General features: G+C 53.2%; 10 protein-coding genes. 1 reads left to right on the top strand and 9 read right to left on the bottom strand.

Annotation, left to right across the window (positions count from 1 at the left end; translation table 11 throughout):
• The first annotated feature begins 42 nt into the window (after nt 1-42).
• Nucleotides 43-762: a uracil-DNA glycosylase gene (ung, locus tag FIV45_RS03510; protein WP_099470983.1), complete on the top strand. Its 720-nt coding sequence runs from the start codon at nt 43-45 to the stop codon at nt 760-762.
• A gap of 13 nt (nt 763-775) precedes the next feature.
• Here ung and FIV45_RS03505 read toward each other — a convergent pair whose 3' ends face one another.
• From FIV45_RS03505 to FIV45_RS03465, 9 genes are all read right to left on the bottom strand, one after another.
• Complete coding sequence (locus FIV45_RS03505) at nt 776-1891, bottom strand: YkvI family membrane protein (protein ID WP_099470982.1); 1116 nt, start codon at nt 1889-1891, stop codon at nt 776-778.
• Between the two features lie 206 nt (nt 1892-2097).
• A complete protein-coding gene (locus tag FIV45_RS03500; RefSeq protein WP_133118507.1) occupies nt 2098-3219 on the bottom strand; it encodes a mandelate racemase/muconate lactonizing enzyme family protein in 1122 nt (373 codons plus the stop codon).
• Between the two features lie 20 nt (nt 3220-3239).
• Complete coding sequence (locus FIV45_RS03495) at nt 3240-4844, bottom strand: serine hydrolase (RefSeq protein ID WP_204601973.1); 1605 nt, start codon at nt 4842-4844, stop codon at nt 3240-3242.
• Between the two features lie 93 nt (nt 4845-4937).
• Nucleotides 4938-6851, bottom strand: coding sequence for a serine hydrolase domain-containing protein (locus FIV45_RS03490; RefSeq protein ID WP_204601972.1), 1914 nt, complete (start codon nt 6849-6851; stop codon nt 4938-4940).
• Nucleotides 6852-6898: 47 nt separating this feature from the next.
• Nucleotides 6899-8065 (bottom strand): dipeptidase, encoded by a 1167-nt coding sequence (locus tag FIV45_RS03485; RefSeq protein ID WP_099470979.1) that lies wholly within the window; start codon nt 8063-8065, stop codon nt 6899-6901.
• The gene (locus tag FIV45_RS03480) at nt 8062-9099 is read right to left on the bottom strand and encodes an N-acetyltransferase DgcN family protein (RefSeq protein WP_099470978.1); all 1038 of its coding nucleotides are present in this window, start codon (nt 9097-9099) and stop codon (nt 8062-8064) included. The genes FIV45_RS03485 and FIV45_RS03480 overlap by 4 nt, the downstream gene beginning before the upstream one ends.
• Nucleotides 9100-9125: 26 nt before the next feature.
• Complete coding sequence (locus FIV45_RS03475) at nt 9126-10769, bottom strand: N-acyl-D-amino-acid deacylase family protein (RefSeq protein ID WP_099470977.1); 1644 nt, start codon at nt 10767-10769, stop codon at nt 9126-9128.
• Between the two features lie 25 nt (nt 10770-10794).
• On the bottom strand, nt 10795-12348 hold the full coding sequence (locus FIV45_RS03470) for an amidohydrolase family protein (RefSeq protein WP_099470976.1): 1554 nt from the start codon (nt 12346-12348) through the stop codon (nt 10795-10797).
• Nucleotides 12349-12439: 91 nt separating this feature from the next.
• The gene (locus tag FIV45_RS03465) at nt 12440-14668 is read right to left on the bottom strand and encodes a TonB-dependent receptor (RefSeq protein WP_165776871.1); all 2229 of its coding nucleotides are present in this window, start codon (nt 14666-14668) and stop codon (nt 12440-12442) included.
• Between the last annotated feature and the right edge of the window lie 157 nt (nt 14669-14825).

The following is a 14825-nucleotide window of genomic DNA, read 5'->3' as shown; positions in this document are numbered from 1 at the left end:
GTAGGGCCAGTATCAAACACCACAGGAACAGAATTTTCAGGTATGATCGACAGCACCGAACAGAATATAAAACTGGAAGAGAGCTGGAAGGCGCTGCTCTCTCTGGAGTTTTCCAAAGACTACATGCAACAACTCAAATCCTATCTCAAAGCAGAACTTGCAAGCGGTCACCATATTTTCCCGCCCGGACCGGACTATTTCGCCGCCCTGGACCATACCCCAGTTGACAAGGTCAAGGTGGTCATCCTCGGTCAGGACCCCTATCATGGCCCGGGTCAGGCCCACGGGTTTTGTTTTTCCGTCCGGCCCGGCATCACCCCGCCGCCGTCTCTGGTCAACATCTACAAGGAACTTGAAAGTGATCTTGGTATTCCCCGCCCGGATCATGGCTGCCTGTTATCCTGGGCGGATCAGGGGGTTCTGCTGCTCAATTCTGTCCTCACCGTACGCGCCCAGAATGCCGGCTCCCACCAGGGACAGGGATGGGAAACATTCACCGATCACATTATCTCTGAACTGAACCAGAAGCATGATAATCTCGTCTTCATTCTCTGGGGCAGCTACGCACAAAAAAAAGGGGCGAAGATAGACCGTAACCGTCATCTTGTTCTGCAGTCGCCGCACCCCTCGCCTCTGTCTTCCTACCGTGGTTTTTTCGGCAGCCAACCATTTTCGAAAACCAACCAGTATCTTCAGGCTCATGGTAAAAAACCCATTGATTGGAGTCTGCCGCCCCTGAGTCAGTTATCAGACGATAGCTGACCCGGACGTTTTTTTAAGGCCCCTGGATATCAACCTTGGCGCCAGGCGCCGTGGGCCACAGTATTTTATACGTCCCAATGCACAAAACAGGCACAACAAAAACCGCTAAGAAACCAAACGTCAGAATGCCGTACCCATTGGCGATCAACGCAACCAGCCCAAAGCGGTTCGCCAGAAAGACCGCCGTGATCAACAAGACAAGTGCAACTGCCGGGCGGGCAGGTCTTGGCATCTTTCGCCCCTGGGATTCAAGGGTTGCCGCGATCCTCTCGTTTATTGAATGGATCAGCCCAACGCCGGTTTGCACGAATGTCCCCAGCAGCACGACCTGAAAAATAACGGAGAACCACGGCAGTCCGATTTGAGATAACAACCAGGTGCTGGGAATGGCTTCCGACCCGATATCCGGATAATGGCCCATCATGGCAACAAATAAAAATACCGCAGGCAACATGCCAATGCCACCCGCCAGCATCCCGGATGTCAAGGCGTCCCGGCGTTTTGTCAAATGGGTAAGACAGAAAAAAACCGCCGGCACCGTCGCCAGGTTATAACCGGCATATTGCAGACCGCCTATGGCCCAGCCCGATGTCAGCGTCGCCGCGCTGTAACTGGCCTTGATTGCGTCGCCGAACGTCATAAAACACAATATGACGAGACTGAAATAACAAAGATACAGCAACAGGGACCAGCCGCCCATAAAGCGTTCAATCAACTGGCTGCCGAAAAACGTAAGCCCGCCCACGACAAAAAGCAAAAGCGCCGTTCCCGCCAACGCCGGAATAGAAAATAAATTCTGCACGATTTCCCCCGCCGCCGCACCAATCACTGACAACACCACAATCATCAAGGCCAACAATAAAAATTCATAAAGAAACCAGAAACGTCCCAGCAGTTGCAGGAAAAAGGACTTATAATCATAACTCCGGCTCATACGGCAAAGTTCGAAGGAAACCGCCATGACCAGGCTCCAGATCAGCGCCGCCGCGCCCATGGCCAGAAGACCGCTCACGGGTCCATAGGGCAGGAAAAACTCGACCAGTTCGCGCCCCGTGGCATATCCGCCGCCAATCACAACACCCTGAAAAACCAGCCCCGGAAGAAGATACTTTTGATAAAAATTATTCATGGAACGCCGCCCTTTTGTATTTACCTATTTTTTGATGTTTTTATAGTTAGTGCCCCTGCAGTATGGCCTGAAACCGTTCAGAAGAAAATGCTCCGGTAAAAAATCAGGGAACAGGCATATTATACAGATATACAAGGCCTGTTCCCTGAAGGAATGCCGGTCATTCACGGGTAGGGGAATTGTATGACACGGCGGAGGATAACATTTTAAACCACAATCTGGCTGTGCAGGCCCGCATCATCTTCCCGAATATCGGCGCCATGTCCCGGACTATCCGGCAGATGCAGAACACCCCCGACCTTTTCATCGAAACGCACGCCGCCCTGTACCGGGTCCCCCTTGAAATGATAGCAGGAGTCCAGATCTAGAAACGCAATATTGGGCCGGGCCATGGCGAGATGCGCCGCCGCAGACAGACCAAGACGGCTTTCCGCAAAGCACCCAATCATGCATTTGGCGCCATGGGCTTCGGCGATGGCATTAATCTTGAGTCCTGTGTGAATCCCGCCCGCCTTGCCGAGTTTGATATTAAGATAATCCGCCGCCGAAAGCTTGACCAGTTTCAGGGCGTCATGATGATCGAACACGCTCTCATCGGCGCAGATCGGCAGATCCACCTTGTCCCGCAACCGCGCCAGACCTTCCTTGTCCCAGACCGGTAGCGGCTGTTCCGAATATTGCAGGTCCAGCCCGCGCATGGCGGTGATGTTGGCGACAGCCGTCGGATAGTCCCAGCCTTGATTGCTGTCGATCTTCAACGCGATATCAGGACCGATCAGGGCCCGGACAGCCGCCACATGGGCCACATCGGTCAGTCCCGGTCGGCCCACCTTCAGTTTGATGGCGTCGAATCCGGCATCAAGAACCCCTTGGGCGCGGGCGACGGTTTCTTCCACCGTATCCTGCCAGCCAATGGTCAGATCCGTGCGGATATCCCGACGTTCCCCCCCCAGGAATTGATACAGCGGCATGTCCGCCGCCTTGGCCGCGATATCATAGAGCGCCATATCGAAAGCAGACCGGATCGATGGATCCCCGACCGTGAACGTGGTGATTTCCCGCATCCGGGCATCAATGGCCAACGCATCGCGATCTTTAATGACAGCCGCGATCTGTTGCGCCATCATATAATTGCTGGCCTGACTGTCGCCGGTAATCGGCGCAAACGGGCTGGCTTCACCCCAGCCATAAAGACCGCTGTCCGTGGTGATCTTCACCACCACATTGCGCGCCGCATCAAGCGAACCCAACAATGTACGGATCGGATGCGTCACCGCCACATCCAGTTTAAACACATCTACTTTCACGATATTCATAATCTGTCTCACAAATAATACTCAATTTTAAATTAGTCGTCGATCCGCTGAAAATTCAGATCATGGAAGTCAAAACTGAAATCCGTCAAGGGCGATACCGCCTTCATGGTAATACCGCGGGGTTGTGCGGAATAATCAGTGGTGAATTTGACATAGGCGTCCGCATCCAGACTCCGGTCTTCCCATCTAACAATGAAAAGGTTCTTTTTATAAGGCACCATAGGCCCCTTGAGACGGGCGGAACGGGCGGCGGTAAAATACAGCCCGTCCGGGGTCTGGGATATCTCGACCTTACCAAACCACGGGTCCTGATAGATCCCCGCATACTGTGGGAATGGTCCCGCAGGTCTATCGCTTTGATCCGTGATATCTGCCGTCACTTTCGCAGCCTTCGCGCGTCGTTTGTCCAGCATTTCCGACAGACGCGGGATCCAGTCCGTGCGGTTTTCAGAGGTATAGGCCTCCAGAATGCTGTTGACGATGGCGGGACGCGCCACGCCTGCCTGTTGATTGGTATAAACCACAACCCCGAGATTAAGGTCCGGGATCATAACGTTGTCGCTCAGCATACCCAGAAGACCACCGCCATGCTGCGCCATCTTGTAACCCTTGAAGTCCGACAATCCCCAGCCCAGCCCATAGGCAGAAAAATGCGATCCAAACCAGTCCCGGCTCGTTGGCCGCACCGCCGTAATGGTCTGCGGCGTTAACAGTTCCGCCTGTTGTTCTTCACTGAGGAAGACCGCGCCGTTGGGTAATTTTCCTTTGTGCAAATGCATATCATGCCATTTCAGGATACTCTCCACACTGCATTGTATGCCCCCCGCGGCGGCAAAGACCACCGGTTGGCCGAGCGGCACGTCCCGGATGGTTGCCTGCAGTTTCCCGTCCCGCACCATATGAGGATCCGCCACATTTTTCTCCTTTTTCAGCCGCTTGAGATTCGCGCCGCAATGCGACATTTCAAGCGGTTTAAGGATGCGCTGTTCTATGAAATCCTCATAGGTCATACCTGAAACCCTGGCAATCACTTCTCCGGCCACAATATAAAGCAGATTATCATAGGCAAATTCAGACCGGAAACTGCTCACCGGTTTCAAATGGCGCAGATTGGCTATAATTTCCGCACGAGAGAAATCCTGCGACGGAAACATCATCAGATCCCCGGCCCCGATGCCCAGACCGCTGTTGTGGATCAAGAGATCCTTGACGGTGAATTCCCGTGTCACCCAAGGATCATACAGACGAAAGTCGGGGATATGATCAATGACCTTGTCTTTCCAGGTAATCTTGCCCTCATCGACCAGCAACGCCAGCGCCGCCGCCGTCATGGATTTTCCGGTGGAGGCAATACTAAACAACGTTTCCGCTGTTACATCGCCTTTTTTGGTGATGTTGCGCACCCCGTAACCTTTGGCGTGAATGACCTTCCCGTCCTTGATGATACCGACAGCGATACCGGGGACCTGATAGGTCTGCATCACCCGTTCAACCAGCTGGTCGATCTCGACCGTTGTCAGGCCTGCGTGCGCCTTGACCGTGGCGGGTTCAGCAGCGGCGGTCGACGGCACGGTCACCATCATTGGTGTCATCAATAACGACGTCATCACGACAGAATTTCGTATTATTTTCTTCATCTTGTCCTCCAGAAACAGCGGTTTCATGCAACATCAGGTGGTTATCAGGGGACAATGCGGAACGCATCGCCCCCTGATATGTAAGCTGACATCCTAGCTAAAATACTGAAATCCAAGCAGGTTCCAGCTGGCGTAAAACCAGACCATAAACAGGGCGGCAACGGTCACGATATTATACCGCAGGCGGGCCCAGAGGCTGCTGCCGTCGGCCTGCCGCCACAACTGTACAGATTGATACAGGTGATATAACGCCGCCAGTGTCGCAAGAAGCGGAAAGATCAAGGAGAACTTGAGCAGTCCCGGTACCCCATGCATCAGTTCCGACAGCCCTCCACTCACCCCGAGGCCACAGAAAACCAGGAAGAGTATATTCGCCGCCGCCACCAGAAGTGTCGCATGATACAGAGACTTCGCGCGGCCCTGCAGCGTCCGATACGTCGTCCATTGATATGCCAACCGCAAAAGAATACCGACAAAAAGAACCACGGACAGCCCCACAAGAATCCCGTTGAAGGCCATGGTTTCTGACACCGATGGACGGAAGAACTGCATCACCCCAAGGCCGTCGAGGACAAAGCCTGTCACCTCACCCTGATCATTTTCCTGAAAGGCGACCCGCGCATAGTCATCCGTCTGACGGAACAGATTTTTTTCAACCTCGACATAGCGTTTTTCCCCGATCAACAGCGTATCGTCCGGCATGGGCACGACCTTCATCTCCCCCATTGGCCGGAAAATGGCTTCCATTTTACTGAAATTATTGCGCCAGCTGTGGTAGGTACCCGCATAACGCTGCGCCCGGTCGGCGAAATCGGCCGGTGGTGTCAACGCCGGAACCTCGCGCGGAAAGAATTCGTCATAGAAACCCTGAACGAAAGCTTCATGAACCTGCCGTGCGCCCGGTCCACTGAAAGAGGAAAACAGCATCACGTCTTCCTTCAAAGACATACCGAAATGGGACAGGAACTTCGTTGTGGCACCGTCATGGCCAAAATTATTAAACCCGTCCGGGCCAAAACGCCGTTTCAGAAAGCCGAGGCCCATACCCCGCACCCGATCATCATGGGCAAAACCTTCGTCCAGCATCTGCTGCAATGTTTCAGGCTTCAGAATACGCTTATCCCCATCTGCGCCACCATTCATCAACGCCCGGGCGAACAGAACCATATCATGGGCCGATGCCGCCGCGGCCCCCGCCGGACCAAAATTCGAGACGATCTCATAGTTTTTTTCAATATATTTCCCGGCTTCATAGTCATAAGCCTTGGCCATATTGACGTCCAGTGCGGGCGGAAGAGGCTCGACAAAACTTGAATGACGCATACCCAGAACATCAAAGATGTTTTTCTGGATATAGGCATTGAATTCAAGGCCAGACACATTGGCGACAATCAGCCCCGCCAGAGCCGTTCCCCAGTTGGAATAAGCCGTATGTTCACCCGGCGCATTGACCCGAACCGGTTGATGCGATGCAAGGGATTCACTCAGTGGTACAATACGCGTTGGATCGTCAATAATTAAATAACCGAGAAAACCGTCTTCGAAACCCGCCGTGTGGGTCAAAATATGACGCAGGGTCACCGGCTGTCCCGGCCAGCTGTCCTTAAGCTGAAATTTTTTCAGGTACCGGTTCACATCCACATCAAGATCAAGTTTACCCTGTTCCACCATTTGCATGACGGATACCCAGGTGAAAAGCTTGGAGATTGACCCCGGCCGGAACAGGCTGGTCGCCGGATCCACCGGCGTGCGCTTTTCCACATCGATATAGCCATAACCCTTGGAAAAAATGATTTCGCCGCCCTTCATCACCGCCACAACCCCGGACGGGCTGTGGTTCATTCGCATGGTGGGATATACAACCCCATCAACAAAGGCCTCGACTGCAACCGGATTACTGACATCCGGCGCCGCCGTCGCAAGGCTGCTTACCCCGCTCAGCACCATAAAGGCGGCGCACGCGCGAATGAATATCTCCCTCAGCCCTGTCATATATTTTGACTTCATTGTTCTTTCCTCTTGTTACTTGGAATTTCTTGTTTTATTTTATGACGTTACCCGCCCCAGATATCCCCCAGAACACGTTTGAAATTCTGCCCCAGAACCAGACGTATATCGCCGTCAGAATAGCCACGCCGGATCAACCCGTCTGTCAGGTCAAAAATCCTCTTCGGATGGTCAAACCCGTCCGTATCAATCTTGCTGCGAAAAGCGTAGCTCGATTTATAACCTGATTTCAGGGCGCTGTAGGCCGGTTCCGGCACATCGTCATAGCCGTCCATATCCATATCCGACCCGACCCCCACATGTTCAATGCCAACAAGTTTGGCAACATAGTCCACATGATCGATCATATGCTCCAGCGTGGTCGGTTCCTTGTCACGGACAAAATTACGTACGCCCGTAATACCCATCACACTGCCCGACTTCGCCAGCGCCCGGATCGCCTCGTCCGATTTGCAGCGCACATGTCCTCCCGCCAGCTTGCGTACATTGGAATGGGTGATCAGAACCGGTTTCTTCGATACCTCAAAAGCATCAAGCGTTGTCTGGTCACCGCAATGAGAGACATCCACCGCCATACCAAGATCATTCATTCGTTCGACAACCCCGACACCGAAACTGCTCAGGCCGCCATCTTTACGATCTGTCGATCCTGTTCCGATCAGATTTTGACTGTTGTAGGTCAGCTGACTGATCCGCTGTCCAAGATAATAATACTGGTTAACATCATCCAGTTCGCGGAAATGGTCGGAGTTCTGAATCCCGATGATAAATCCGACCCGTTCGCCTTTTTTCAGCGCCTTTAAATCCGCTATACTGTCAATCCGGCGCAACTGTTCGGGACGTTCCGCGGCAAAAGCGTTCAGACGGGCGACAAAGCCCGCCGCCTCGTCCGCCCCAAGCCCCATCGCCGGATGAAAGACATCCACACCGGATGACAGCAGAACCTTCATATAATCATCGGTAATGGCCAACCCATCCTTTTTCTTGGGTTCCTTGCCAAAGGCTGTCAGCATCATCGGACCAAACGGGGCCATAATCGATAACATATCGAAGACCTGAGTGCTGTTCACCAGATCAATGGTGCGGGTAGTATACGTCGTTTTGCTCGCCGCAAAAACCTTATGAGCGCCCATATTTATCATGGGGAACGCCAAGGCCGCCGCGCCTGTCGCTTTCAAAATCCGGCGTCTGTTAAAGCTGATTTTCTGTATCATTCATTTCTCCCTATGTTTGGAAATTCCATCAACAAACGGTTGACGATTTTCCGTGTTCCATCTCTTAACGGATCGACACACGGCAAGCCGGTTTTGGCGGATAGGTCATCAAGGTAAAGACCATACATGTCCTCTGAAAGCGACGATGTATTGACACTGACGCCGACACAACGGATTTCCCGGTTAACCTGTCGCCCAATGTTTATGGTGCGTTCAATAACGTCTTCTATCGTTGGCACTTCAAAATCGGGCCATCCCATAATATGATGACGCCCCGCTTTATGGCAAACCACAAAAGCGTCCGGTTGCGACCCAATCAATAACCCCAGACTGACGGCACTGTAGCCCGGATGAAAAAGACTGCCCTGACCTTCAACCACATCCCAATGATCCTCCGCATTGTCCGGCGACAATTGTTCCGCCGCGCCTGAAATAAAATCCGCCACAACTGCATCAATGGGAATGCCTTTCCCGGCAATCATGATGCCTGTCTGGCCGCTGGCGCAAAAATCAGCCTTCATGTTCTGCGCCTGCATGTCTTTTTCCAGCGCCAGCGCGGTATATTTCTTGCCCAGCGCGCAATCCGTTCCCACCGTCAACAGACGGCGTCCGCTACGTTTCCGACCAGTGCCCACCGCAATATCTTCCGGCGGCACCCGGACATCGATCAGCCGCGCCCCGGACTGATCCGCCGCCGCCCGCAGACGGGGAATATCATTCAGACGGGTGTGCACCCCGGCAACGATATCAATGCCTTTTTCGACAAACTCAACCAGCGTATCCAGCCATGACTCCGGGATTCGCCCTCCGACCGCCGCCGTGCCAATCAACAAGGAACCCACCTTTTCCGCTACGGCCTGATCAAGGGTCAGCGACGGGATGCCTAGATCTACTTGGCATCCTGGAAGACGGATCTGTCCTTTGCACAGCTCCCGCCGCCATTCAATCATACCAAAACCTGTCTTCGCATAGCTCTCTTCAACCGCATCCCCGACAAAAATCAAATAAGGGGGTTTGAGTTCAATTGTCTTCATTATCTTTCCTTAAACACGACAAAAAATTAGTTTTCTTTATATCCAGGGCCCCGTAGGACCTGTCCTGGCAATTTTCCTGTATGCTGGCCCTGATCCAGAACCAGTTCTCCGTTAACCACAACATACTCAATACCTTTCGGTTTCGCCGTTGGCGTATCCCAGGTTGCGGTATCCTGCATATCCTCCAAATCAAAAATCACCACATCCGCCGCCAGACCTTCCCGCAAGAGGCCGCGGTCTTCAAACCCCATTCGGGTCGCCGGCCAGGACGTCATCTTGCGGATGGCATCGGGCAAACTCAGAATTTTCTCATCCCGCACATATTTGGCGACAATCCGCGGAAAGGTGCCATAGCTGCGCGGATGAGGCAGACCGATCGCATCAATATCACCTTCTTTCAACGCCGAAGCCGCATCGCTGCCGATTGAGGTGAACGGGCTTTGCAGAGCCAGTTTCACATCCGCTTCATTCATCATGAAATACAACGCCACAGGCCGTTCCGGGTAAGCCGCCAGCATGATATCCCAGGCGACATCTGCTGGATCACGGTCCAGCGCCTTGCCAATCTCGATAAAATTCTGGCCATGGAATTTTTCGTAATCTGTAAGGTAAGAATTCGCGAGCACCACATTCTTCCAGCCGCCAGAAGCATGCACCAGATTGGTCCAGCCGGGCTGTGGTCCCGCCGCCAATTCCCGTTTCATGCGCGTGCGTATCTCCGGATCCTGAAATCTGGCGACGGCTTTTTCAAAGCCATCTGCGAAAACCCAGCTGGGGGCGGTAATTTCCAGCCCTGTGCCACCGGCTGTATAAGGATAAATATCCGCCGCCACATTAACGCCCCGGGTCCGGGCCGCCGCAATCATCGCCAAAGCTTCGCCCATGTCCTTGCCCCAGTTAGGGTAATAGGCCGCCTTCAAATGAAAAATCTCCACGCCGGCGCCGCTTTCTTCCCCGATACGGATGGCTTCCGACACGGCCTCCAGCAATTTTGCACTCTCATCGCGGATATGGCTGGCGTACAGTCCCCCGTAGGACGCCACAACTCTGGACAATTCGATCAGGTTTTTCATCTTATGATAGGAGGATGGCGGATAGATCAGCGCGGTCGTGATTCCGACAACACCGGATTCCATCGCCTGGGCCACGAGCGCCTTCATCTGCTGCAATTGATCAGCGGTCGGGTCCACATCGGTATCCCCGAGGATCGCCACCCGCGCCTGGGTGGCGCTGTAGTAAGTTGCGAAATTTACGGAGATGCCCTTTTCTTCAAGTTCACGGAAATAGGCCTTGATGTCAGCCGCGGGAACAGGTGTTCCACCCTCTCCCCCAACTAAAGTGGTGACCCCCATATTGATCTTGTTGGGGGCCGTGCCGACCTGTCGCAATGCCGGGCCAGACTGGTCCATCATATCAATCCAGCCGGGAGAGACATATTTGCCCGTCGCATCGATTTCCCGACGACCGCGTTTAACCACCCGGCCAATTTTCGCGAGTTTGCCATCCCGGATTGCCACATCGGCAGGTATCCATGGATTTCCCGCACCATCAAGCACCCGCCCTCCGCGAATGACGATATCATAGGCCGCCGCCTTCTTCTCCCCCGCCCCGGAAGGTTCAATGAGCAAGACCGCCGACAGGCCGATAACAAGGTAATGTCCGAATTTCATCATATACTCCTCAGGCAATCCATGATTATTTTTGCAGGTTCCGAACCGGCTGCCCCGGCAATACTGTGGTATCGAGTATACCATCCTTTACCAACGGTACGCCGCCCACAATAACATAGTCAAACCCGCTCGATGCCTGCGCCGGCTTTTCATAGGTGGCGTGATCCGTCACGGTCGCCAGATCAAAGATCACGATGTCTGCGTCTGTCCCCACCTGAATCCGGCCCTTCCGCTTCATCTGTGGCACTGCATCCTCGAGAATTTGCGCCGGTCCGAAACTCACCCGGCGGATCGCTTCCAGCACAGAGATTGTTTTGGTTTCACGTACATAGTGACGCAGAAAACTGCTGTAGGTTGCCGCACTTCTCGGGTGGCTCCAGGCATTTTCCGGGATCGGCCAGGTGTCTTTCGACACATTTTTGCCGTCCACCAGCCAGCCGCCGCCGTCAGAGGCGATCACACCCCCGGGAAACAGGACGGATTTATCCAGAACCGCCTGACCTTCTGCGGTCGTCGTGTCGAGAAAATGGATCACGGTTTCTGTCCCCGGATGATCCTTTTGCAAGGCTGAAAATTCGTCTTCCGTCAGGCGTTTCCCGCCCACATCAAAATTATGCGCCGTCATCCCGCCTGTACGTTCCCGCCATTTTGGCCCCCGGAACATGGCCGATCCGATCCCGGTTGACCCGGCCCCGTATGGATAGGCTTCCGTGGTGATCTTCACCCCCTGTTTCTGGGCCGTGGCGATCATCTCGCCGATGGTATCAATGTCCCGCAGGCTGATGGAATTCATATGAACAATATGCGCCTGCGCACCTGTTCCCGCAGCGGCAGCGACAATTTCCGCCATACCTTCAAAAGAACTTTCCGGTTCCAGCATGGACAGAAAACGCGCGTGGGTAAAGGTCGGCACTCCGGCTTTCGCCGCCAGATCCGTGATCTTGTAATATTCCTTGCGCCCGGTGCCCGGGGCATAGCCCAGCAGGAATCCAACCCCAAGGCCGCCCTCGTCCAGACCTTTGCTGACCAAAGCCGAGATTTCCGCCTGTTGGGCGTCTGTGGCGATTTCTTCCTGCCACACAGGTTCTTTCAGGCTTTCAAAAAACCAGTCAATGTCATGTCTCGGTTTTTTATTCAGGAAAGCCGCTATCCGGGCGTAGGCCCAGTTAACAGAAGCGCCATAATTGATCGGACGACCCTCTTTCGCCATCTGGTCATAATAGTCAGAGACAGGCAGAACGCCGGCCTCCAGTTCCAGACCGGTGGTCACGCCGTCTAGCGCCTGCATGCGGGCAGCCGGAATCGTCTGACCGTGGGCGTGAAGATCAATAAAACCGGGACTGACCACCCGCCCCTTGGCGTCGATCATGGTTTTGGCGGTGATATCTTTTGTGGTCACGACAGAAATTGTGCCTTCCGTCACCCCCACATTGCGCACCGCATCCAGTCCGGTTTCCGGGTCAATCACCCGCCCGCCGATAATGGCAATATCGTATGTTTTATTTGCTGCCGCCGCAGAGGAGATCCCAACCCCGAGCACTATCATCAGCTTTATGAAATAACCACCAATTCTTTTCATGATCCATCCTTATGTATAAAACAATGAATGACGGGAAACCCACGAACAGAAGGCATTCCAGCGCTTCCCGTCATTACGTATTCTCACAAAATCAAAAATCCAGTTTGATCATTGCGCCCACGCTTCTCGGTTCCGCAACACTTACTGTCGCCCGGAAAGCCCCCCCGACACCCGGCCGCGCTGTCCCGCTGATATAAGTGTAGGTATTGAACAAATTCTTGGCATAGAGAGAAAGGGTGACATTATCCCAGACAACCCCTGCCCGAACATCCGCCATGACATAATCTTCCTGGGGAAGGTTCAGAATAAGAGGATTAATCTGGGTGCCGTCCGCGCCAATGCCGCCTTCAAAACCGCTGTCCCGCGCGCCAACATATCGCAGGCCACCGCCGACAAAGCCATCCATGCCCTGCCCCAGCGGGAAGTCATAATTGGCCCGGATTGAGGCTGTCCATTTCGGCAGGCCCGGCATATTCTCTCCGGCCAGCGCGCCGAAGGCATAGGTTTCATCACTGTCCAAAGTACTATTGGTATAGGCAAAGTTGGAAATGAACTCCAGACCGTCGAGTGGACGCAACACGATAGAACCCTCAAGACCATAAGCCGTCACATCGCTGTTGGCATTGGCCGTAGAACTTGCTCCTTGAAAAAATACGGAGGCTTGCAAGTTACGCCAATTGAGATACCACAACGAAAAATCATAGGAAATCAGACCATCCTGTGCTTTGCCTTTGGCGCCAATTTCATAGCTCCACAAGGTGTCTGCCTCGACGACCGGAGGAAACCCGGCAATCGGGAGAGCTGCCGTGGCGGGCCGGTAGCCATTCGCTGCTCTGATATACAGGGACAGATCATCCGTGGGACGATATCTGGCGCTTAGGGAATAAGTATCATGGGTTGCATTATGAAAAACCGGAGGATTGCTGGTGACAATCAAATTTGGCCCATCGATGGTTTCCACCGATGTTTCAACGCGGCCAACCCTGACCCCGGCCGTGACATCGAATTTTTCCGTTACATAATAGGTCAGATTACCGAACGCCGCATATTCCACCAGCTCGGACGGGAAATTAATATCCAGCACGACGAAGTCAACCGGCTGGCCGGAAAGTTTCTGTCTGTTGCTGGTGGTTTCCTTGGAATATATCCCGCCGAACGCCCATTCAAAGGAGGTACTTTCTTGCGATTCAAGACGAACTTCCTGAACAAATTTATCCGTACCGGTCGAATTGACAAACGGGGCCGAGGTAATGACATCCGGTGAAACACCGGCAAATAAAGCCACCAATGGCCCGTAGGCGGCCACCTGATCGCTCACACCTGACGTTGAACGGGTTTCATAACTGGTGGACGAAATCAGGGTCATGCCACTGAAGTTATATTTCAGGTTACCTGAGAACAAATCAAACGCGCCAGTTTGAGTCGAGGCCCCTTCTTCTGACAAATAGCGTCCCTGCGCCGGGACAAAAGGCGGGCCGCTCAAGGTGATGATATTCTCGCCGGTGAAATCTGTTTTCGTGCGCAGATACAGGAACGAACCGCTAAAGTCATCCGACAAATTGGCGACAACCTTTGCCGAAATGCCATAACTTTCATAGCCATTGACGTCTTCCGCCGCTCCGGTGGCCGCACTGACATCCCGATCGATAAACCCGTCAGCATCCTTATAATATCCAGAGACATTCACCCCCAGCTTGTCTTCAACTATCGGGGCTGTCAAACTGGCGCTATACAGCTGCGTGATACCGCCTTCTTTCATCGTGGATAAATCCACCTTGGCAGACCCGGACATGTCATTCTTAGAAGGGTCCTTGGTGATATAACGGATCACGCCGCCCATGGAAGAACTGCCGTAAAGGGTGCCTTGCGGCCCCTTGATCACTTCAACACGTTCAATATTGGCCTGCATCGCGTCCAGCGCCTGGGCTGATCCGGCGGCAAATCCACTGCGCGACCCGATCGGAACTTCATCGATATATATCCCCACTGTCGGGGCCGAAATGGTGGTGGAAACCCCGCGCATGGAAATGGTATTCAAAATGGGGGAACTGCCGCCACTGTAAATCACGCCAGGCGTATATTCGATAATATCCCGCAGAGATACCAGACCGCCCACCGCAAAATCAGCCGGCGTAACAGCCGTCACCGACAGCGCTGTATCCTGTAATGACACATCCCGCCGCGACGCCGAGACAATAATTTCTTCAAAGGCAACCGCAGTATCCTCTGTCTTTTCTGCAGAGGCCGCAGAAGCACAAGGCAAGATAACCGCAGAAACCGTACTCAAGATCAAATATTTCTTCATATTATTTGTCAACATTTTTTCTCTCCCTTTTTTTTTGTTCTTAAATAGAACCATATAAAAATTTATTTGTACAGCTATAATTATATTTAAGGCTGCGTTAAAATGAAATGAGTAATGTATGAGCTTGAATAATTCATGTTAAGCGTATATAAACACTGATCTAATCATTCCA

Origin of the sequence: Paremcibacter congregatus, assembly GCF_006385135.1 — a bacterium.
Classification (GTDB): Bacteria; Pseudomonadota; Alphaproteobacteria; order Sphingomonadales; family Emcibacteraceae; genus Paremcibacter; species Paremcibacter congregatus.
This window is presented reverse-complemented; position numbering and strand designations above follow the sequence as displayed.